The organism is Mesorhizobium sp. CNPSo 4684 (assembly GCF_057784315.1).
Genome location: NZ_JBWLUX010000003.1, coordinates 213,268 through 232,062 on the forward strand (window position 1 = coordinate 213,268; position 18,795 = coordinate 232,062).

Consider the following 18,795-nt stretch of genomic DNA (forward strand, 5'->3'; position numbering starts at 1 on the left):
CGAGGCGGAGACCAAGCCTCCGCCTCAGCGAATGCTTAAGCCGCCGCCGAAACCTGGGCGCTGGTCGAAACCTCCGCGATCGTCTTCAGGATCTGCGAGGCGATCTGGTAGGGGTCGCCCTGCGAGTTCGGGCGGCGGTCTTCCAAATAGCCCTTGTAGTCGTTGTTGACGAAGGAATGCGGCACGCGGATCGAGGCGCCGCGGTCGGCGATGCCGTAGCTGAACCGGTTCCACGGCGCGGTCTCGTGCTTGCCGGTCAGGCGCTTGTCATTGTCCGGGCCGTAGACGGCGATGTGGTCCATCAGGTTCTTGTCGAAGGCAGCCATCAGTGCTTCGAAATAGGCCTTGCCGCCGACTTCGCGCATATAGGCGGTCGAGAAGTTGGCGTGCATGCCCGAGCCGTTCCAGTCGGTGTCGCCGAGCGGCTTGCAGTGATACTCGATGTCGATCTCGTATTTTTCGGTCAGGCGCTGCAGGAGATAGCGGGCCATCCACATCTGGTCGGCGGCCTTCTTCGAGCCCTTGCCGAAAATCTGGAATTCCCACTGACCCTTGGCCACTTCGGCGTTGATGCCTTCATGGTTGATGCCGGCGGCGAGACACTGGTCGAGATGCTCCTCGACGATCTGGCGCGCGACCGGGCCGACATTGGAGTAGCCGACGCCGGTGTAGTACGGGCCCTGCGGCGCCGGGTAGCCGCTCTCGGGGAAGCCGAGCGGACGGCCGTCCTTGTAGAAGAAATACTCCTGCTCGAAGCCGAACCAGGCGCCTTCGTCGTCGAGGATGGTGGCGCGCTTGTTGGAGGCGTGCGGCGTCACGCCATCGGGCATCATCACTTCGCACATCACCAGCACGCCATTGGTGCGGGCCGGATCGGGAAACACGGCGACCGGCTTCAGCACGCAATCGGAGCTGTGGCCTTCGGCCTGCTGCGTCGAGGACCCGTCGAAACCCCACAGCGGCAGCTGCTCGAGCGTCGGGAACTCGGCATATTCCTTGATCTGGGTCTTGCCGCGCAGATTGGGGACCGGGGTATATCCATCGAGCCAGATGTACTCGAGCTTGTATTTCGTCATTCTAAAGCCTCTCGTTGCTTGATCACCGAAGCTGGATGACGCCGGCGCGCGCCGAGCCATCCGGCAGACCGGCTGCCGGTCGATAAAATGCAAGTCATGTGCCATTTCCGCTGCGCGGGGTGCGTCAAAATTGCCCTGTCATCGCGGCGATTCAGCCAAGCCGCCTAAGCAATGCGCCGGGATCGATCAAAGGCAGAATTTGCTTAAATAACAGGCAAATGCTGATCTTTCTTTAGGCATCTTGCCTAAACGGATTGCAGGACCTACTTTGATGGAAAGATGAATCGACAAGCCTCTCCAGAAGAAAGGAGACCGACAATGGAAATCACGTCAGCCCGTCCGTCGGCAAAAATCCTGATGTTCCCGGTGGCAGCGCGTGCGGCTGCCTCAAATTTAGGCGTAAAGGCCAAGTTCGCGGCAGAGCTTGCCTCATTGCGCGATCATCCCTTGGGTCATGGCGAGGCCTGGTACCATGAGGCCGCCATCGCGGAAGCCGAGCAGCCTCGCAAGAGCTAGCCGTTTTCCGGGCTAGCAAGCTGAAAGCAGGCCCGAACAAAAGAAAAACCCGGCGCGATCGCTCGCGCCGGTTTTTTTGTTGAACGCAGGAACAGCACCTACTGCTTGGTGTGCAGGTCGGTTCCCAGCGTATCCCTGACGAAGATCATGCCGATGATCAGCGACATCGCCGCGATCACCACCGGATACCAGAGGCCATAATAGATATCGCCCTTGGAGGCGCTGAGCGCGAACACGATCGCCGGCAGCAGGCCGCCGAACCAGCCATTGCCGATGTGATAGGGCAGCGACATACCGGTGTAGCGGATGCGGGTCGGGAACATCTCGACCAGGATCGCCGCGATCGGCCCGTAGACCATGGTCACGTAGAGGACCAGGATGAACAGGATGCCGATGACCTTTGCCCAGTTGACGGCTGCCGGGTCGGCAAACATCGAGAACGCACCGGCCGCTGGAACACTGTAGACCGTCACGTCGGTGGCGCCGGCGGCGTCATCCGCCGTCAACAGCTTGTCCTTGACCGCCTGGGCGAGCGGGACAGTGGCTTTTTCACCGGCGCGAATGGCGGCCGCGTCGAGTTTCAGTTCGGGATTGGCCGCGACAAAGGCGTCGAGCTTTTGGTCGGCAACCTTGGCGGCAGCGCGTTTCAGCGGATAGCCGCCGTCCTGAAGCGCGAGGTTGACCGCCTTCTTGAAGGCAGCGTCGTTTGAAGCCGCTTTGTCCGCAGCTGCCACGGCATCATAGGACGCCACCGTTTCGGTGCCAATCTTCACACTGGCCGCGGTTCCCGGTGCCGCCGTCGTAATGATGTCGTAGGGTACGGAGCTCTTGGCAAGGAAGTCGGTCGCAATATCGCACGAAGTGAGAGGCTTGCGTGTTCCGGTCGGATTGAACTGGAACTTGCAGTCTCCCGGTGCGGCGGTCACCGTGGCCCGCGTGTTCTGCTGCGCGGTGGCGAGCGCCGGGTTGGCGGCCCAGGTCAGCGCCTTAAACAGCGGGAAGGTGGTGACGATCGCCAAGGCCAGACCGGCCATGATGATCGGCTTGCGGCCGACCTTGTCGGAGAGCCAGCCGAACACGACGAAGAAGATCGAGCCGAGCGCCAGCGCGATTGCGATCATGATGTTAACCGACTGCGGATCGACCTTGAGCACATTGGCCAGGAAGAACAGCGCGTAGAACTGGCCATTGTACCAGACCACGGCCTGGCCGGCGGTCAAGCCGAACAACGCCAGCAAGGCGATCTTGGCATTCTTCCACTGGCCGAAAGCTTCCGACAGAGGCGCCTTGGAGCCCTTGCCCTCGTCCTTCATGCGCTGGAAGGTCGGCGATTCGGCAAGCGACAGGCGAATCCAGACCGATATGGCGAGCAGGATGGCCGAGACCAGGAAGGGAATGCGCCAGCCCCAGGCCGCGAAATCCTCCTTGCTCAGCGAATTCTGCACGACCAGGATGATGATCAGCGACAGGAACAGGCCAAGCGTCGCCGTCGTCTGGATCCACGACGTATAGAAGCCACGGCGGTCGTCGGGAGCGTGTTCGGCGACATAGGTCGCCGCACCACCATACTCACCGCCAAGCGCCAGGCCCTGCAGCATGCGCAGCCCAACCAGGATAATTGGCGCCGCGATGCCCCAGCTCGCCGAGCCGGGAAGCAGGCCGACCAGGAAGGTCGACAGGCCCATGATCGTGATGGTGACAAGAAATGTGTATTTGCGGCCGACGAGATCGCCGATGCGGCCGAACACCAGCGCACCGAACGGACGCACCAGGAAGCCGGCGGCGAAAACCAGCAATGTGAAGATGTTGCGCGTCGCCTCAGGATAAGTGGCGAAGAATGTGGTGCCGATCGCGGCCGCCAACGCACCGTAGAGATAGAAATCATACCATTCGAAAATCGTGCCGAGCGAGGAAGCGAAGATGACTTTCTTCTCCTCCCGCGTCATGCCGCGGCTGCTTCCGCCGGCGGTCGATGCCATTGCCATGGAAATGTCCTCCCGTGAGATCCCGTCTGTCTTCGATGCCGGGCGTCACCGTCGGCGCTCCCTCTGAACGCGACTCAGCCCAGCCATCGGCGTAAAAAATGACAGAAAGCGGCAGCCGGAGGCAGACCGACATTGGGTTTATGACTTTCGTATTAGGTGCAGTGCGGCAAAGACCGGAGATCAGCCCTTGAGCGCTTCCAGCAGGCTGACGGCCGCCATCATGTCGCGCTTGCGGGCCGAGCGGCGTGCCACGGCCTCGGCGTCATGGCCCCAATGCTCGATCTGCCAGTCCTCATCGACATGGCCGGCGGCCCAAGCCGCCTCGCCGTCAAGCGCGCCGTAGTCGACTGCAAGCGCCAGCAGCGCCGACCCGGTCAGCGAGGTCATGACATGGATGGCGGCCAGCCGCAGCGGCTCGGCGCGCTGGGCAAGATGGGCGCCGAGCACGGCGATGCTCTCGCGCGGTTGCTCGACATGGATCACCCCTTCGGCAAGGTTGAAGCGAGCGCCGAGCGCGCTGCGCGCCCAGTCGATGACCGGATCCCAATGCTGGTTCTGGCGCTCGACCAGTCCCTGCGGCGCGTCGGCGCGGTAGCAGGTGAGATCGGACGACGCGAAACGCAACACGTCCTCCAGCACCGCCTGCGGGTCGCTGGCGACGCCGTCAATGGCGGTGTTGACCAGACGCAGCACCGGCATCGTGACGGGATCGATGGTCTCGCCTTGCGCGTCGAATTCGCCGGCTACCAACTTTGCCGCCGTCTCGGTCGGCAGCGCCAACAGCGCCTTGCCCGGCGTGCGCACCGGCTTGCCGTCGAGATGCACGGCAAAGCCCTCGTCCACCGGCACGACGGAAACGTCCTTGTAGAAACGCTTCGGCAGGTGCGTCTTCATCTGGATCTGCGCGCGGCGCACCGGATCCGGATCGGAGAGCTGCTTGCCTGCTTCGAGGTCGTTGAGGATATCGCGCATCTCGAACTCCTTAGAGCATGACGCCGAAAAGTGTGAAGCGGTTTTCGGACCAATCATGCTCTATAAATTTGTCAAAACCTGCTTGCGCGCCGGCCGGTTGACAATGATCAGGCCGATGGCGATCAGCCCAAGCGCCACAAAGATCCTGACCGTCGGCGCCTCACCCAGAATAACAGCGCCGCACAGCACACCGAACACCGGCGACAGGAAGGCGAAGCTCGACAGGCCCGATGCCGGATAGCGCCGAAGCAGCCAGAACCACAACACATAGGTGAAGGCAACGACATAGATGGCCTGGAACAGCAGCGCCCATGTCGACAAGGCAGTGACGTCACGGATAGGCGGGCCGGCGAACGGTATCACCAGGAAGCCGACGGCGGCGGCGCCCGCCAGCTGGTAGAGCAGCAGTTTTTCGGCGCTGGTCTCGACCAGTTTCGAGCGTTTGATGACGATGCTGGTCGCCGCCCACAGAATGCCGGAGCCGAGGCTGAGCAGATCGCCCATCAGAGTCACTTTGTTGCCGCCGACAATCCCGTCGGAGAACACCGCCACCAGGCCGCAAAAGGCAAGCACGAGCCCGCCAAGCTTCCTCGCATTGATGCGCTCTCCGAGCAGGAAATGGCCGCCGATCAAGACCCAGAACGGCATGGTGTTGACCAGCAGCGTGTTGCGGGCAACGGTCGTGTATTCCAGCCCGATATAGAGGCACAGGAACTCGACGCCGAAGAGCACGCCGACAATGATGCCTGCGACCAGCGACCCGTCGGCCACGAACAGCCTGATGCCGCGCAGCCAGCACCAGCCGAGGACACAAAGCCCGCCAATGATCGAGCGTGCGATCGAGACGAAAACAGGGTCGAAGCCGGCATAGGAAATCTTGGCGGCGACATAGTTCAGCCCCCAGGAAAAGGTCAGCCCGACCATGATTGCAGCAGCCGCCAAATCGACCGCGTCGCGGCGATCCAATGCAATTGAGGCGGTCATTGTTTCGGTTGACTGTCCAGCTTCGCCAACAGGGCTTTCAGCGCCTCGGTATTTTGCCTGACCGCTTCAGTGTTCTCGCGGCCGATCTCGGCCATCGATCTCTGCCGTCGGGCAGCGCCGCTGGTGAAAGCCAGCCAGACGATAAAAATCACAAAAAGTGGCAGCCAGTAGATGAACTGAGCAATGAACTCTCTCATTCAGTCCTCCGCACTGGCGTCGTCGAAGCCGATCAGGTTCCAGCTCTGGCGCATATGCGGCGGCATCGGCGCGGTCACGTCGATGACGCCCTTGTCCGGGTGCGGAATGACGATGCGGCGCGCATGCAGATGCAGGCGGTTTTGAATGCCGCCCGGGAAATCCCAATTGGTGTCGGCCTCGAAATATTTGGGGTCCCCGATGATCGGGCAGCCAACATAGGCGGCATGAACGCGAAGCTGGTGGGTGCGGCCGGTGTAGGGCTCCATTTCCAGCCAGGTCATCGTCTGCGCCGCCTGCTCGATGATGCGGTAGTAGGACACGGCATGGTCGGCGCCTTTTTCACCATGGGCGGCCACACGCACGCGATCACCGTCCTCGGTCGGCTCCTTGATCAGCCAGGTCGAGATCTTGTCCTCGCGCTTGGGCGGCACGCCCTTGACCAGCGCCCAGTAGGTCTTCTTGGTCTCACGTGCGCGAAACGACTCGGAAAGCTTCATCGCCGCAAGCCTGGTGCGGGCAACCACCAGCACGCCCGACGTGTCGCGGTCGAGCCGGTGCACCAGGCGCGGCTTCTCGCCCTTCTGGCTGCGCCATGCCTCCAGCATGTCGTCGACATTGCGGGTAACGCCCGAGCCGCCTTGCACGGCCAGGCCAGCCGGCTTGTTGAAGACGAAGACCTTCGGGTCTTCGTGGATCAGCATCTTGGCCAGCACATCGGCGTCGCCCTGGTTGCGGATCGAGTGACCGGTAAGCGCGCTCTCGCCCTTCTTGTCGACCTCGAGCGGCGGCACGCGCACCACCTGGCCGGGCTCGACACGGCTGTCGGCCTTGACCCGGCCGCCATCGACACGGATCTGGCCGGAGCGCAGCAACTTCTGCAGGTGGCCGAACCCGAGGCCGGGGAAATGGGTCTTGAACCAGCGATCGAGCCGCATGCCCGCCTCGCCGGCCTCTACTGTGATCTGTTCAACGCCTGCCATAATTCCAATCGCCGTTCCGCGGCATGCAACGGCATTCGCCGACACCCGCAACCTCATACTCGGTCATTCGTTGTCGGTTCCATATTGCAGAACCTGAACTTTCTCCAGCGTGATCAGACCGCTTGTCATGATTGTCTCAAGTATTGGCAGGAAAGCGGCTATCTTTTCCTCGCCATCGACGATCTCGATCACAAGAGGCAGATCCTCCGACAAACGGAGGATCTTCGTGGTATGAAGCCGGCTGGAATGGCCGAACCCCATCGCTCCGCGCAGAACGGTCGCGCCGGCAAGCTGCATTTCGCGAGCCTTGAGCACGATTGCCTCATACAGCGGACAGCCGTCTGCCCTGTCGTTCTCGCCGATGAATATGCGCAGCAATTGCGCCTGTGTCGGTATTTTCATTGCCCGGACCCTCTCAGTCGGTTGAGGCGCATTGCTACGATGTGGCCAAGCCAGACGGCGGCAAGCCACGCCACCACGGAGATCGCGATATTGAGCCCCGCCGCCACAAGCTCCCCGCCCTGCGCGAGGATGAGCGTTTCAAGGCTGAACGCGGAAAAGGTCGTCAGGCCTCCACAGAAGCCGGCCATGAAGAACTGGCGCTGCAACGGGCTGGCGAAGACGCGGCCTTCCGGCCCCGTCAATGTAGCATAGAAGCCGATGAGGAATGAGCCGACAATGTTCACGAGGAGTGTGCCGAAGGGGAATCCACTGCCCCACAAGGCATTGCTCGCCAATGAGACAAGCGCCCGCAGCACGCCGCCGATCATGCTGCCGGCTGCCACGGTAGCATAGATCCGAAGCGTTTCACTCGTTTTACGCCAGCCAATGAGGCGCGCCGCGTGCCATGCCGCGGCAGCGTCCGTTCCGCCGGAGCGAAGCTTCCGCGGACTGCTCATAGCGCCCCGTTGCCGATCAGGAGACTTCCCGCGGCAAAGCCCAGCGTCACGCCACCGAGGCTCAGAACAACCGAAAGCAGCACATTGCCGCCGGCGCGCAACCATTCACCCTCGCGCGCCAGCGCCAGCGTCTGCAGGCTGAAGGAAGAGACCGTGGTATAGCAGCCGAGGCAGCCGGTAACTGCAAAGGCCCAGATGCCGGGCATTCCGTCGCGCGCCACCGCATGCGCGATGACGCCGATCGCAAACGCCCCCGAGACGTTGACGACCATCGTACCCCACGGAAAGGTCTCGCCGACCCGGCGGGCGATGAAGCCGGACAGGAAGAAGCGAGCCATCGCGCCGATCGCGCCGCCAAGACAGACAAGCAACAGGTGATACATCGCGCTCCCTCTTGCCGGTCAAGACTACGCGTCAGGTTGTCTCGACCTTCTTTGCCTTGCTCGAGCCGATCATCTTCCAGTTCTTGTAGAACATGGAATTGATGCGTTCGACGGTGACCGAAACGATGGCGAGAAGGCCGGCGATGAAGCCGGGGAATGGCGACGGACGGATGATGTCCATGAACACGCAATAGCGGCGCCCGTCATATTCGTTGACCGAGCGGTGCAGCAGCGTGTCGTCGAAAATATAGAGCGGGTTGTCGTGCCAGTAGTTCCTGGCGCCGTTGCACTCGACGAAAACCTCTGCCTTCACCGGCAGGAGATTGTAGAGGATGCGCAGGCTGAGCCGCAGCGGTCCGAAATGCCAGGAGGTCGATTCCTTGCCCCTGAAGACCGAGACGGCAATGGTCTTGATGTATTTGAAATCTTTGTTGAATTCGGCGACGTTGTCGATCTTGTGCTTGCCGTACCATTGATAGACATACATGCCGCGACGGCCGGTGCCGAAATTGGCGTCGATATCGGCGATGATCTCGTCCTTGCGCGCCTTGAAGACGTCGAGAACCTCGTTGACCTCGCGCTGATAGTCGGCGGGAAACTGCTCCAGCTTCCACACGCCCGGGTTCCGGTAGCAGAGCAGGTCGACCAGAAGGTTGAAGGGCGACAGCAGCCAGGTGAAAATGCCGTTGCCGAGGAAATAGCCGCGCAACAGCGACAGGTCCTTGTTGGCGTTGCGCAGCACATCGATCAGGCCGCAGACGATCCAGATCGTAGTCAGGATCGGGATGAAATAGAAGCCGAGCGCAAGCAGCGGCAGTGCAATCACAGCCTGGCGAAGGGATTTGCGAAGGGATTTTTTCATTTTTTTCTCGCGCCGTCGGGCGCGATTCCTGTTGCGACGACAATCGCCAAGCATCTTGGCGGCGGCCACCCCCGAGGCCGTGCGCCTTGATAGGGTCTTTTGTCCCCACGCACAATGCCATCGCGCGGCGCTGAGAGTGGGCGAAAAACCACAGGCGCGCGCAAGCCTATTTTTCCCGCTCGCTGCGCAGCTTCGCCCAATAGTCCAGCCGTTTCCGGATATCGCGCTCGAAGCCGCGTTCGGGCGGATCGTAAAAGGTCTGCCGGCCCATCTTTTCCGGAAAATAGTCATGGCCGGAAAAGGCATCGGGCTGGTCATGGTCGTAGCGGTAGCCGGCGCCGTAATCCTCCTCTTTCATCAGCTTGGTCGGCGCGTTGAGGATGTGCTTGGGCGGCAGCAGAGAACCGAACTCCTTCGCCGCCCGCGTGGCCGCCTTGAAGGCGGTGTAGACGGCGTTGGATTTGGGCGCGGTGGCGAGATAGACGGTCGCCTCGGCAAAGGCGAGTTCGCCTTCGGGCGAGCCCAGATAGTCATAGGCGTCCTTGGCTGCGTTGGCCATAACCAGCGCCTGCGGGTCGGCCAGCCCGATATCCTCCATCGCCATGCGCACCAGCCGGCGGCCGAGATAGAGCGGATCCTCGCCGGCATCGAACATGCGGGCGAGATAATAGAGGGCCGCGTCGGGATCGGACCCGCGCACCGATTTGTGCAGCGCCGAGATCAGATTGTAATGGCCGTCCTGGCCCTTGTCGTAGATCGGCGCACGGCGCTGGACGATGCGCTGCAGCCCTTCGGGGTCGAAAACCTCGCCAGGTTTGGCGGCGCGCCAGACTTCTTCGGCCAAGGTCAGCGAGGCACGACCGTCGCCATCGCTCATGCGGATGAGCATCGCCAGCGCCTCATCGTCGAGCGGCAGCGCCCTGCCCTCGGTCTCCTCCGCCCGCGTGATCAGTTTGGCGATGCTCTCCTCGCCCAGCGAATGGAACACCAGCACCCGCGCCCGCGACAGAAGCGCGGCATTGAGCTCGAAGGAGGGATTCTCGGTGGTGGCGCCAACCAGCACGACCGTGCCGTCCTCCATGACCGGGAGGAAGGAATCCTGCTGGGCGCGGTTGAAGCGATGGATCTCGTCGACGAACAGCAGCGTCTGGCGGCCATTGGCGCGCCGCAGCTTTGCCGCCTCGAACACTTTCTTCAGGTCGGCGACGCCGGAAAACACTGCCGAGATCTGCTCGAAGGCGAGGCTGGTTTCGCCCGCCAGTAGCCGCGCCACTGTCGTCTTGCCTGTTCCCGGCGGCCCCCAAAAAATCATTGAGCCGAGCGAGCCGGAGTTGATCAGCCGCGTCAGCGCACCATCAGGCCCGGTCAGATGCTCCTGTCCGACGACCTCGCCAAGGTTTTTTGGACGCAGCCGATCAGCAAGCGGCCTACCGGGTGGCGCTCTTTCCGGTTCATCGACGCTGAACAGATCGGCCATGCAAGTCTTTTCGTTGGAGCACGATCTTCAGAGATGGGAAGATCGCCTCAGTAACGCAACACCTGGCGCAGTATCTGCCCGCCGCGCTCGACGGTAAAGCGCCACCAGCGCGTATCCTGCTGGGCAAGCTGCGCCAGGGTAGCCGCCGTATCGACAGTCGTGCCGTTCACCTCGCGCACGATGTCGCCGGGTTGGAAGCCGAAATCGGCAGCCGGCGAATCGCTGTTGATGTCGACCACGGTGACGCCCTTGAGGTCGGTGCGCAGGCCAAGCCGCTGGGCAAGCCGTGGCGACAGTTCGGCGACCTTGGCGCCGGAGAACGGGCTGCGGCCATGCAGCGTCACTTCCGAGGCCTTGGCGCCCTCCGGCGCGCGCTCCAGCGCAATCTCCATCGTCGCCTGCTGGCCCTTGCTCAGGACGGCGAAGGTCGCCTTGGTGCCGATCGACAGCGTTGCCATGCGGTAATCCAGCGCCTCGATCCCTTCGACGGCCGTGCCGTTAAGCTGCAGCACGACATCGCCGGGCTTCAGCCCTGCCTTGGCTGCCGGTCCGGCCTCCTCGACAGACGAGACCAGCGCCCCGGTCGGCTTCTCCATGCCGAGTGATTCGGCGATCTGCGGTGTGACCGCCTCGAACTCAGCGCCGATATAGGGCCGCTCGAAGAAATCGAGCCCGGCCTTGGCCGCGTCGGCGAAGGCGCGCACCATGTTGGCCGGGATGGCAAAACCGATGCCGATCGAGCCGCCGCTGCGGCTGTAGATGGCGGTGTTGATGCCGACCAGCTGGCCGCCCATGTTGATTAGCGCGCCGCCGGAATTGCCGGGATTGATGGCAGCGTCGGTCTGGATGAAATAGCCCGAATCCGAAACGCCGATGTGGCTGCGGGCAAGTGCCGAAACGATGCCGCTGGTGGTGGTCTGGCCGACCCCGAACGGATTGCCGATCGCCAGCACCAGGTCGCCGACCTCGAGCGCGTCGGAATCGCCGATGGCGATCACCGGAAACGGCTTGTCGGAGGTGATCTTGAGCACGGCAAGGTCGAGCGTCTCGTCCTTGAGCATGACCTTCGAGGTGAATTCGCGTCCGTCGGCGGTCGCGACCTTGACCTCGTCGGCGTCCTTGATGACGTGGAAATTGGTGACGACCACGCCACTCGGGTCAACCAGCACGCCCGAGCCGAGCGACGATTGCGCGCGCGGCTGCGCGCGACCGAAGAATTCCTCGAAGAAAGGATCGCCGTCGAAGGGCGACGTGACCTTGGCCGTCTGTGAGGCATAAACATTGACCACCGCCGGCGCCGTCTGCTTGACCAGTGGCGCAAACGAAAGCTGCACCTCTTCGCGGCCGAACGGCACGCGCTTGTCGGGACCGGAGGTGCCGTTCTCGCCCTCGACGCCATGCAACAGATCGGTCAGCACGTCGGAGAGCCCCGGATCCGCTGGCTTGGCGGCGTCCTCGGCCAGCGCCTGCCTCACGGCCGGTGCCGCGGCAAAGGCGGCCAGCGCGCAAAGGGCAACGAGAAACAGCCGTTTGAAGTGCATTCCGAATCCTCCAGATCGGGCGTCATTGTCCCGACGATTGTGCAGAATGAAAGGCTAATGCACTGAAATACGGCGATTGTCGTGCAAAAGCACTCGCCCGGCAGGCAAAAACGCTTGGCGAGGCATGCCCTCGCGACAATACAAAAAAGGGGCCCGAAGGCCCCTTGAAGTCATTTGCGATACCAAGCCTTATGCGGCCGCGGCTTCCTCATTGGCACCTTCGGCTTCGAGGCGGGCGCGGTCGCCGGCGCCCTTGGCGTCGGGGTCGCGGTCGACGAACTCGATGACCGCCATGGCGGCATTGTCACCGTGGCGGAAGCCCGCCTTCATGATGCGCAGATAGCCGCCATTGCGGTTGGCATAGCGCGGCGCAATCGTGTCGAACAGACGCTTGACGACGCCTTCATTGCCGATCTGGGCAATGACCTGGCGGCGCGCATGCAGGTCGCCGCGCTTGCCGAGCGTCACCAGCTTCTCGACGATCGGACGCAGATCCTTCGCCTTCGGCAAGGTGGTGACGATCTGCTCATGTTCGAGCAGCGACACGGCGAGGTTGGCGAACATCGACTTGCGATGGCTAATGCTTCGGGCGAAGCGGCGGCCTTTGAAACCGTGGCGCATTGCTCTTTTCCTTCTTTAGTTGTTCAAGAGGCCATGGCCTCTGATGGTTTTCCGCATGACCGTCGGATCGAGCGGCCCACGCCGCCGATCCTTGGAATTCATGCTCAATATTGATCTTCGTAACGCTTGGCGAGGTCTTCGATGTTTTCCGGCGGCCAGTCCGGCACTTCCATGCCGAGGTGCAGGCCCATCGCCGCCAAGACTTCCTTGATCTCGTTCAGCGACTTGCGGCCGAAGTTCGGGGTGCGCAGCATCTCGGCTTCGGTCTTCTGGATGAGATCGCCGATATAGACGATGTTGTCGTTCTTCAGGCAGTTGGCCGAACGCACCGAAAGCTCGAGTTCGTCGACCTTCTTGAGCAGCGCCGGGTTGAAGGCGAGCTCGGTGACGGCTTCGGTCGCGACTTCCTTCTGCGGCTCGTCGAAGTTGACGAACAGACCAAGCTGGTCCTGCAGGATGCGGGCAGCGAATGCCACCGCGTCCTCGCCCGAGATCGAACCGTCGGTCTCGATGGTCATGGTCAGCTTGTCATAGTCGAGAACCTGGCCTTCGCGGGTGTTTTCGACCTTGTAGGAGACCTTCTTGACCGGCGAATACAGGCTGTCGACCGGGATAAGGCCGATCGGCGCGTCTTCGGCGCGGTTGCGGTCGGCCGGCACGTAACCCTTGCCGGTGTCGACGGTGAATTCCATGCGGATTTCAGCGCCCTCGTCCAGCGTGCAGATGACGTGGTCGGGGTTGAGGATCTCGACGTCGCCAACCGTCTGGATGTCGCCAGCCAGAACCGCACCCGGGCCCTGCTTGCGAACGACCATGCGCTTGGGACCATCGCCTTCCATGCGGATGGCGATTTCCTTGATGTTGAGCACGATGTCGGTCACGTCTTCACGCACACCGGCGATCGACGAGAATTCATGCAGAACGCCGTCGATCTGCACGGCGGTCACAGCGGCACCGCGCAGCGAAGACAGAAGCACGCGGCGCAGCGCGTTGCCGAGCGTCAGGCCAAAGCCGCGTTCGAGCGGCTCGGCGACCAGCGTGGTCAGCGTCTTCTTCTTCGACGAGAACTCGATCTTGTTCGGCTTGATCAGTTCCTGCCAATTTTTCTGGATCATGATGCTTTCCTTCCGTTGACCCGCCACCATCCAATCGTGGCGGGCGACCTGGAGTGCCGTGGAGGAGCGCCTGAGGCGCTCGCGCGGCGTTCGGTAGTGTCTTAGACGCGGCGCTTCTTGCGCGGGCGGCAGCCATTGTGCGGGATCGGCGTCACATCACGGATCGAGGTGATGGTGAAGCCGGCCGCCTGCAGGGCGCGAAGCGCCGATTCACGACCGGAGCCGGGTCCGCAGACCTCGACTTCGAGCATGCGCATGCCGTGTTCCTGGGCCTTCTTGGCGACGTCTTCGGCAGCCATCTGGGCGGCGAACGGGGTCGACTTGCGCGAACCCTTGAAGCCCTGGGCACCGGCCGACGACCAGGCAATCGAATTGCCCTGCGCGTCGGTGATGGTGATCATCGTGTTGTTGAAGGTCGAATTGACGTGGGCAACGCCCGACGAGATGTTCTTGCGTTCGCGACGGCGAACACGAGCGGCTTCCTTGGCCATGATAGTCCTTTCAGTTGATCTCTACACCGCCGTAATGCCAGCGGCTCCACCTTTGGAAGCGAGTAGTGAGTAGGGATTAGCGAATAGGGGATCCCTACTCGCTAACGGCTACTCGCTATTCGCTCACTTACTTCTTCTTGCCAGCGATCGACTTGGCCGGGCCCTTGCGGGTGCGTGCATTGGTGTGCGTGCGCTGGCCGCGAACCGGCAGCGAGCGGCGGTGACGCAGGCCGCGGTAGCAGCCGAGGTCCATCAGACGCTTGATGTTCATCGACACTTCGCGGCGCAGGTCGCCTTCGACCTGATAGTCGCGGTCGATGGTCTCGCGGATCTGCAGCACTTCCGCGTCGGTCAGCTGGTTGACGCGGCGCTCGGCCGGGATGCCGACCTTGTCGACGATCTCCTGGGCGAACTTCTTGCCAATGCCGTGAATGTATTGCAGCGCAATGACGACGCGCTTGTTGGTCGGAATGTTGACGCCGGCTATACGAGCCATATTCTTCTCTTCTCCATGTGGGCCGGCCAACCTTCAAAAGGCGGGCCGAGCGCTGTTCAAATTACCCCGCGTCCGGTGGAGGCCGGCCCTTGCGGGAGTTTCCCAGTTTCAATGCGGCTGCCTTGCCCTTGCGGACAAGCAAGCCTCATGCCTGATAGGAAGACGGGCCGCCATAACCCAGCGAACCGTTCCAGTCAAGCGCAATCTTTACTTTGCCGTAACGGTCTCCCGCGTCACCGCGGCGAGCAGGGCTTCGATCTCTCCCGTCACAGTGTCGATGCCGGCCATGCCGTCGACGCTCTTCAGCGTGCGTTTGGCATAGTAATAGCCGATCAGCGGGGCGGTCTTCTTGTAATATTCCCGCAGGCGCTCTTCGAACACCACCGGATTGTCGTCTTTGCGCACCGGCTGGCCGGCGGCCTTGGCGTCTTCGGCCCGCTTGACGATGCGGCCGACCAGCGCCTTGTCGTCGACGACGAACTCGATCACGGCATCGAGGCCAATGCCGCGCTCGGCAAGCATCGATTCAACCGCATCGGCCTGTACCAGCGTGCGCGGGTAGCCGTCGAGGATGAAACCGTTGGCGCAATCGGGCTGATCGATGCGCTCGGCCACGATGGCGTTGACGATGGCGTCGGAAACCAGCTCGCCCGCGTCCATCACCGCCTTGGCGCGCTTGCCGACTTCGGTGCCGGCCTGCACTGCCGCCCGCAGCATGTCACCCGTCGACAGCTGCGGTATGCCGTATTTCTCTACCAGTCTTTGTGCTTGCGTCCCCTTGCCCGCCCCTGGCGGCCCAAGCAATATCAATCTCATCTGGCCTTCTTCCCCCCGCGCAACTTCGACTTCTTGATCAGGCCCTCATACTGGTGCGCGATCAGGTGACCCTGAATCTGCGCCACCGTATCGAGGGTTACACTGACCACGATCAGAAGCGATGTGCCACCGAGGTAGAAAGGTACGCCAGTTGCCGAAATCAGGAATTCGGGCAGCAGGCACACCAGCACCAGATAGATGGCGCCGACGACGGTGATGCGCGTCAGGACATAGTCGATGTAATCGGCGGTGCGCTCGCCAGGACGATAGCCCGGAATGAAGCCGGAATGCTTCTTGAGCTGGTCGGCGGTGTCCTTCGGGTTGAACACGATGGCCGTGTAGAAGAATGCGAAGAACACGATCATCCCCGCATAGAACAGCATGTAGAGCGGCTGCCCATGGCCGAGCGAGGCGAGCACGGTGCTTGCCCAGGCCGGCAGGTTCGTCGTCTGCGAGAAGCCGGCGACCGTTGCCGGCAACAGCAGCAGCGACGACGCGAAGATCGGCGGAATGACGCCCGACGTGTTGAGCTTCAGCGGCAGATGCGAGGTGTCGCCCTGGAACATGCGGTTGCCGACCTGGCGCTTCGGATACTGGATCAGCAGGCGGCGCTGTGCGCGCTCGAAGAACACGATGAGCGCGATGACGATGATGGCCAGCACGATGATCGCCAGGATCAACCCGGTCGACAAGGCGCCGGTGCGGCCAAGTTCCAGCGTGCCGGAGATGGCGCGTGGCAGGCCGGCGACGATGCCCGAGAAGATGATCAGCGAAATGCCGTTGCCGATGCCACGTGCGGTGATCTGCTCGCCCAGCCACATCAGGAACATGGTGCCGCCAACCAGCGTGACGACGGTCGAGATGCGGAAGAACATACCGGGATCGTTGACGATGCCGTTGCCGCCTTCCAGGCCAACCGAAATGCCATAGGCCTGCACCAGCGCCAAAAGCACCGTGCCGTAGCGCGTGTACTGGTTGATGACCTTGCGGCCCTGCTCGCCTTCCTTCTTCAGCGCTTCCAGCGACGGAATGACCGAGGTCATCAGCTGCATGATGATGGAGGCCGAGATGTAAGGCATGATGCCAAGCGCGAAGATCGCCATGCGCTGCACGGCGCCGCCGGCAAACATGTTGAACATGCCGAGCACACCCTTGGCCTGCGAGGAGAAGGCCTGGGCGAACGCGTCCGGGTTGATGCCGGGCAGCGGGATATAGGTACCGAGACGATAGACGAGCAGCGCGCCGACGGTGAACCAGATTCGCTTCTTCAGGTCCTCCGCCTTGGCGAAGGCCGCAAAATTCAGATTCGAGGCTAGTTGTTCAGCAGCCGAAGCCATGCCTGATTCTCCGCTTGGTCACGCTCGATGCCCGCAGCTCAGGCGGCGCGTTTCACCGAAGCTCACGAGATAAGCTCCGGGCTCTCAACATGCAAGCGGCCGCGTTGACGCGGCCGCTCAATTGATCGGATCAAAGCGCAATCGTGAGCAAAAAACGGAGGCCGTCCCTGCCAAGCGCGCTTCAAATTGCCGTTACTCGGCAGCAGCCTGCTCCGGCAGCTTGACCGAACCACCGGCCTTTTCGATCTTCTCGATCGCAGCCTTTGAGGCGCCGGCGACGTCGAATGCCAGCTTTGCCTTGAGCTCGCCATCCGAAAGGATGCGCACGCCGTCCTTGACGCGGCGGATGACGCCGGCGGCAACGAGTGCCTCGGCCGTCACGGTCGCCTTGGCGTCGAGCTTCTTGGCATCGAGCGCGGTCTGGATACGGGCCAGCGACACGACGACAAAGCTCTTGGCGAAGATGTTGTTGAAGCCACGCTTCGGCAGGCGCCGGTAGAGCGGCATCTGGCCACCCTCGAAGCCGTTGATGGCGACGCCGGAACGCGCCTTCTGGCCCTTGACGCCGCGACCGCCGGTCTTGCCCGAGCCCGAGCCGATACCACGGCCGAGACGCTTCTTGGAGTGCGTCGCGCCGTCCTTGTCACGCAGATCGTTGAGTTTCATCTGGGTTCTCCTGCGCTTTTGCTCAGCCCTCGTCCACGACGCGGACGAGATGCTGGACGGCGGCGATCATGCCGCGCACCGACGGAGTGTCCTCCAGCGTGCGCTGCTTGTGCATCTTGTTGAGGCCGAGGCCGACCAGCGTTGCGCGCTGTTCCTTCGGGCGGCGGATCGGCGAACCGATCTGCTCAACGGTGATGGTCTTGGTTGCTTTCTTGGCCATGGTCAAAATCCCTGGTCAGATCGACTATTCTTCAGCCGCAACGGCGGTGCCGCGGCGGGCCTGAAGGGTCGAATACTTGATGCCGCGCGCAGCAGCCACATCCTTGGGATGCATCTGGCTCTTCAGTGCATCGAAGGTGGCGCGAACCATGTTGTAGGGGTTCGACGAACCCATCGACTTGGCGACCACGTCATGCATGCCGAGCGTCTCGAAGACAGCGCGCATCGGGCCGCCGGCGATGATGCCGGTACCCTGCTTGGCGGCGCGCAGCAGCACGCGTCCCGCACCCCAGCGTCCCTCGACGTCGTGGTGCAGCGTGCGGCCCGAGCGCAGCGGCACGAAGATCATGTCGCGCTTTGCCGATTCGGTTGCCTTGCGGATGGCTTCCGGCACTTCGCGCGCCTTGCCATGACCGAAGCCGACGCGGCCCTTCTGGTCGCCGACGACGACGAGTGCTGCAAAACCAAAGCGACGGCCGCCCTTGACGACCTTGGCGACGCGGTTGATGTGGACGAGCTTGTCCACCATGCCGTCATCGCGCTCCTCACGATCGCGGCCGCGGCCGCCATCCCTACGTTCCTGTGCCATATCCTGTTCCTTGTTTTTTTCCGGAAGCACGGTTGCTGATAAGATCCGGTGCCTCTGTGGGTCACCGGGGGCGAATTATTTTCTTTGCATGATCTTGTCCAAAAAGTCTGCAACTTTTCGGGATCAAGCAATTAGAAGCTCAGGCCACCTTCACGGGCAGCCTCGGCCAGCGCCTTGACGCGGCCGTGATAGATGTACGCGCCGCGGTCGAAGACGACTTCCTTGACGCCGGCCTTGGTGGCGCGCTCGGCGATCAGCTTGCCGATCGCAGCCGCAGCCGCGGTGTCGGCGCCGGTCTTGAGCGAACCCTTGAGGTCTTTCTCGAGCGTCGAAGCAGCGACAATGGTATGGCCCTTGGCGTCGTCGATAACCTGCACGTAGATGTTCTTCGACGTGCGGTGGACCGACAGACGCGGACGCTCGCCGGCGACCTTCTTGATCTGGCGACGAACGCGCTGCGCACGGCGCTGGATGGATTCCTTGTTAGCCATGGTGGTCTTCCTTGCCTTCAAAAAACGGGGGCCGCCATATGCGGTAGGCGAAAGCGCCTCCCGCGACCGCTCCCCGCGGCG

The 18,795-nt window shown here is 62.4% G+C and carries 23 protein-coding genes; 1 reads left to right on the forward strand and 22 read right to left on the reverse strand.

What is annotated here, in order from left to right; translation table 11 throughout:
* Positions 1-35: 35 nt before the first annotated feature.
* Complete coding sequence (locus AC04SG_RS04130; RefSeq protein ID WP_192254256.1) at positions 36-1,076, reverse strand: glutamine synthetase beta-grasp domain-containing protein; 1,041 nt, start codon at positions 1,074-1,076, stop codon at positions 36-38.
* Positions 1,077-1,394: 318 nt separating this feature from the next.
* On the opposite strand from AC04SG_RS04130, the gene AC04SG_RS04135 reads away from it, so the two are divergent.
* Positions 1,395-1,592 (forward strand): DUF2735 domain-containing protein, encoded by a 198-nt coding sequence (locus tag AC04SG_RS04135; RefSeq protein WP_192254258.1) that lies wholly within the window; start codon positions 1,395-1,397, stop codon positions 1,590-1,592.
* Positions 1,593-1,690: 98 nt separating this feature from the next.
* Here the strand turns inward: AC04SG_RS04135 and AC04SG_RS04140 are convergent, their stop codons facing one another.
* The 21 genes from AC04SG_RS04140 to rplR all read right to left on the reverse strand — a co-directional run bounded on the left by AC04SG_RS04140 (position 1,691) and on the right by rplR (position 18,714).
* Complete coding sequence (locus tag AC04SG_RS04140) at positions 1,691-3,577, reverse strand: MFS transporter (RefSeq protein ID WP_488550040.1); 1,887 nt, start codon at positions 3,575-3,577, stop codon at positions 1,691-1,693.
* A gap of 180 nt (positions 3,578-3,757) precedes the next feature.
* Positions 3,758-4,549, reverse strand: a complete 792-nt coding sequence (locus tag AC04SG_RS04145) for an ATP12 family chaperone protein (RefSeq protein WP_488550041.1) — start codon at positions 4,547-4,549, stop codon at positions 3,758-3,760.
* 60 nt (positions 4,550-4,609) lie between these two features.
* Positions 4,610-5,533: a DMT family transporter gene (locus AC04SG_RS04150; protein ID WP_488550042.1), complete on the reverse strand. Its 924-nt coding sequence runs from the start codon at positions 5,531-5,533 to the stop codon at positions 4,610-4,612.
* The gene (locus AC04SG_RS04155) at positions 5,530-5,730 is read right to left on the reverse strand and encodes a hypothetical protein (RefSeq protein WP_488550043.1); all 201 of its coding nucleotides are present in this window, start codon (positions 5,728-5,730) and stop codon (positions 5,530-5,532) included. Before AC04SG_RS04155 ends, AC04SG_RS04150 begins: the two co-directional genes overlap by 4 nt.
* Positions 5,731-6,711 (reverse strand): RluA family pseudouridine synthase, encoded by a 981-nt coding sequence (locus AC04SG_RS04160; protein WP_488550044.1) that lies wholly within the window; start codon positions 6,709-6,711, stop codon positions 5,731-5,733.
* Between the two features lie 63 nt (positions 6,712-6,774).
* The gene (locus AC04SG_RS04165; RefSeq protein ID WP_488550045.1) at positions 6,775-7,113 is read right to left on the reverse strand and encodes a DUF190 domain-containing protein; all 339 of its coding nucleotides are present in this window, start codon (positions 7,111-7,113) and stop codon (positions 6,775-6,777) included.
* Entirely contained in the window at positions 7,110-7,481 is a 372-nt protein-coding gene (crcB, locus tag AC04SG_RS04170) for a fluoride efflux transporter CrcB (protein ID WP_488550055.1), read from the reverse strand. The genes AC04SG_RS04165 and crcB (AC04SG_RS04170) overlap by 4 nt, the downstream gene beginning before the upstream one ends.
* A 125-nt stretch (positions 7,482-7,606) precedes the next feature.
* Positions 7,607-7,993 carry a fluoride efflux transporter CrcB gene (crcB, locus tag AC04SG_RS04175; protein ID WP_192254268.1) on the reverse strand — a complete coding sequence of 129 codons (387 nt, stop codon included), beginning with the start codon at positions 7,991-7,993 and terminating at the stop codon, positions 7,607-7,609.
* A 31-nt stretch (positions 7,994-8,024) separates the two neighbouring features.
* Positions 8,025-8,855 carry an aspartyl/asparaginyl beta-hydroxylase domain-containing protein gene (locus AC04SG_RS04180; protein ID WP_112562348.1) on the reverse strand — a complete coding sequence of 277 codons (831 nt, stop codon included), beginning with the start codon at positions 8,853-8,855 and terminating at the stop codon, positions 8,025-8,027.
* 166 nt (positions 8,856-9,021) lie between these two features.
* Positions 9,022-10,332 carry a replication-associated recombination protein A gene (locus tag AC04SG_RS04185; protein WP_488550046.1) on the reverse strand — a complete coding sequence of 437 codons (1,311 nt, stop codon included), beginning with the start codon at positions 10,330-10,332 and terminating at the stop codon, positions 9,022-9,024.
* A 47-nt stretch (positions 10,333-10,379) separates the two neighbouring features.
* On the reverse strand, positions 10,380-11,873 hold the full coding sequence (locus AC04SG_RS04190; protein ID WP_488550047.1) for a DegQ family serine endoprotease: 1,494 nt from the start codon (positions 11,871-11,873) through the stop codon (positions 10,380-10,382).
* 189 nt (positions 11,874-12,062) lie between these two features.
* A complete protein-coding gene (gene rplQ / locus AC04SG_RS04195) occupies positions 12,063-12,494 on the reverse strand; it encodes a 50S ribosomal protein L17 (RefSeq protein ID WP_488550048.1) in 432 nt (143 codons plus the stop codon).
* 104 nt (positions 12,495-12,598) lie between these two features.
* A complete protein-coding gene (locus AC04SG_RS04200; protein WP_023682599.1) occupies positions 12,599-13,609 on the reverse strand; it encodes a DNA-directed RNA polymerase subunit alpha in 1,011 nt (336 codons plus the stop codon).
* A gap of 101 nt (positions 13,610-13,710) precedes the next feature.
* Positions 13,711-14,100 carry a 30S ribosomal protein S11 gene (gene rpsK, locus AC04SG_RS04205; RefSeq protein WP_006205444.1) on the reverse strand — a complete coding sequence of 130 codons (390 nt, stop codon included), beginning with the start codon at positions 14,098-14,100 and terminating at the stop codon, positions 13,711-13,713.
* Positions 14,101-14,227: 127 nt separating this feature from the next.
* Complete coding sequence (gene rpsM, locus AC04SG_RS04210; protein ID WP_006205445.1) at positions 14,228-14,596, reverse strand: 30S ribosomal protein S13; 369 nt, start codon at positions 14,594-14,596, stop codon at positions 14,228-14,230.
* 207 nt (positions 14,597-14,803) lie between these two features.
* On the reverse strand, positions 14,804-15,412 hold the full coding sequence (locus AC04SG_RS04215; RefSeq protein ID WP_488550049.1) for an adenylate kinase: 609 nt from the start codon (positions 15,410-15,412) through the stop codon (positions 14,804-14,806).
* Positions 15,409-16,749 carry a preprotein translocase subunit SecY gene (secY, locus tag AC04SG_RS04220; protein WP_192254278.1) on the reverse strand — a complete coding sequence of 447 codons (1,341 nt, stop codon included), beginning with the start codon at positions 16,747-16,749 and terminating at the stop codon, positions 15,409-15,411. The genes AC04SG_RS04215 and secY overlap by 4 nt, the downstream gene beginning before the upstream one ends.
* A 192-nt stretch (positions 16,750-16,941) precedes the next feature.
* Positions 16,942-17,415, reverse strand: a complete 474-nt coding sequence (gene rplO / locus AC04SG_RS04225) for a 50S ribosomal protein L15 (RefSeq protein ID WP_112395071.1) — start codon at positions 17,413-17,415, stop codon at positions 16,942-16,944.
* A 22-nt stretch (positions 17,416-17,437) separates the two neighbouring features.
* Positions 17,438-17,635 carry a 50S ribosomal protein L30 gene (gene rpmD, locus AC04SG_RS04230; RefSeq protein WP_006205449.1) on the reverse strand — a complete coding sequence of 66 codons (198 nt, stop codon included), beginning with the start codon at positions 17,633-17,635 and terminating at the stop codon, positions 17,438-17,440.
* 24 nt (positions 17,636-17,659) lie between these two features.
* Complete coding sequence (gene rpsE, locus AC04SG_RS04235; RefSeq protein WP_006333394.1) at positions 17,660-18,223, reverse strand: 30S ribosomal protein S5; 564 nt, start codon at positions 18,221-18,223, stop codon at positions 17,660-17,662.
* Positions 18,224-18,354: 131 nt separating this feature from the next.
* Positions 18,355-18,714: a 50S ribosomal protein L18 gene (gene rplR / locus AC04SG_RS04240; protein ID WP_477305564.1), complete on the reverse strand. Its 360-nt coding sequence runs from the start codon at positions 18,712-18,714 to the stop codon at positions 18,355-18,357.
* Positions 18,715-18,795: the final 81 nt, after the last annotated feature.

Coding starts and splice junctions, on each gene's coding strand:
- AC04SG_RS04130 (WP_192254256.1), bottom strand. CDS start 1,076: ATGACGAAATACAAGCTCGAGTACATCTGGCTCGATGGATATACCCCG.
- AC04SG_RS04135 (WP_192254258.1), top strand. CDS start 1,395: ATGGAAATCACGTCAGCCCGTCCGTCGGCAAAAATCCTGATGTTCCCG.
- AC04SG_RS04140 (WP_488550040.1), bottom strand. CDS start 3,577: ATGGCAATGGCATCGACCGCCGGCGGAAGCAGCCGCGGCATGACGCGG.
- AC04SG_RS04145 (WP_488550041.1), bottom strand. CDS start 4,549: ATGCGCGATATCCTCAACGACCTCGAAGCAGGCAAGCAGCTCTCCGAT.
- AC04SG_RS04150 (WP_488550042.1), bottom strand. CDS start 5,533: ATGACCGCCTCAATTGCATTGGATCGCCGCGACGCGGTCGATTTGGCG.
- AC04SG_RS04155 (WP_488550043.1), bottom strand. CDS start 5,730: ATGAGAGAGTTCATTGCTCAGTTCATCTACTGGCTGCCACTTTTTGTG.
- AC04SG_RS04160 (WP_488550044.1), bottom strand. CDS start 6,711: ATGGCAGGCGTTGAACAGATCACAGTAGAGGCCGGCGAGGCGGGCATG.
- AC04SG_RS04165 (WP_488550045.1), bottom strand. CDS start 7,113: ATGAAAATACCGACACAGGCGCAATTGCTGCGCATATTCATCGGCGAG.
- crcB (WP_488550055.1), bottom strand. CDS start 7,481: ATGATCGGCGGCGTGCTGCGGGCGCTTGTCTCATTGGCGAGCAATGCC.
- crcB (WP_192254268.1), bottom strand. CDS start 7,993: ATGTATCACCTGTTGCTTGTCTGTCTTGGCGGCGCGATCGGCGCGATG.
- AC04SG_RS04180 (WP_112562348.1), bottom strand. CDS start 8,855: ATGAAAAAATCCCTTCGCAAATCCCTTCGCCAGGCTGTGATTGCACTG.
- AC04SG_RS04185 (WP_488550046.1), bottom strand. CDS start 10,332: ATGGCCGATCTGTTCAGCGTCGATGAACCGGAAAGAGCGCCACCCGGT.
- AC04SG_RS04190 (WP_488550047.1), bottom strand. CDS start 11,873: ATGCACTTCAAACGGCTGTTTCTCGTTGCCCTTTGCGCGCTGGCCGCC.
- rplQ (WP_488550048.1), bottom strand. CDS start 12,494: ATGCGCCACGGTTTCAAAGGCCGCCGCTTCGCCCGAAGCATTAGCCAT.
- AC04SG_RS04200 (WP_023682599.1), bottom strand. CDS start 13,609: ATGATCCAGAAAAATTGGCAGGAACTGATCAAGCCGAACAAGATCGAG.
- rpsK (WP_006205444.1), bottom strand. CDS start 14,100: ATGGCCAAGGAAGCCGCTCGTGTTCGCCGTCGCGAACGCAAGAACATC.
- rpsM (WP_006205445.1), bottom strand. CDS start 14,596: ATGGCTCGTATAGCCGGCGTCAACATTCCGACCAACAAGCGCGTCGTC.
- AC04SG_RS04215 (WP_488550049.1), bottom strand. CDS start 15,412: ATGAGATTGATATTGCTTGGGCCGCCAGGGGCGGGCAAGGGGACGCAA.
- secY (WP_192254278.1), bottom strand. CDS start 16,749: ATGGCTTCGGCTGCTGAACAACTAGCCTCGAATCTGAATTTTGCGGCC.
- rplO (WP_112395071.1), bottom strand. CDS start 17,415: ATGAAACTCAACGATCTGCGTGACAAGGACGGCGCGACGCACTCCAAG.
- rpmD (WP_006205449.1), bottom strand. CDS start 17,635: ATGGCCAAGAAAGCAACCAAGACCATCACCGTTGAGCAGATCGGTTCG.
- rpsE (WP_006333394.1), bottom strand. CDS start 18,223: ATGGCACAGGAACGTAGGGATGGCGGCCGCGGCCGCGATCGTGAGGAG.
- rplR (WP_477305564.1), bottom strand. CDS start 18,714: ATGGCTAACAAGGAATCCATCCAGCGCCGTGCGCAGCGCGTTCGTCGC.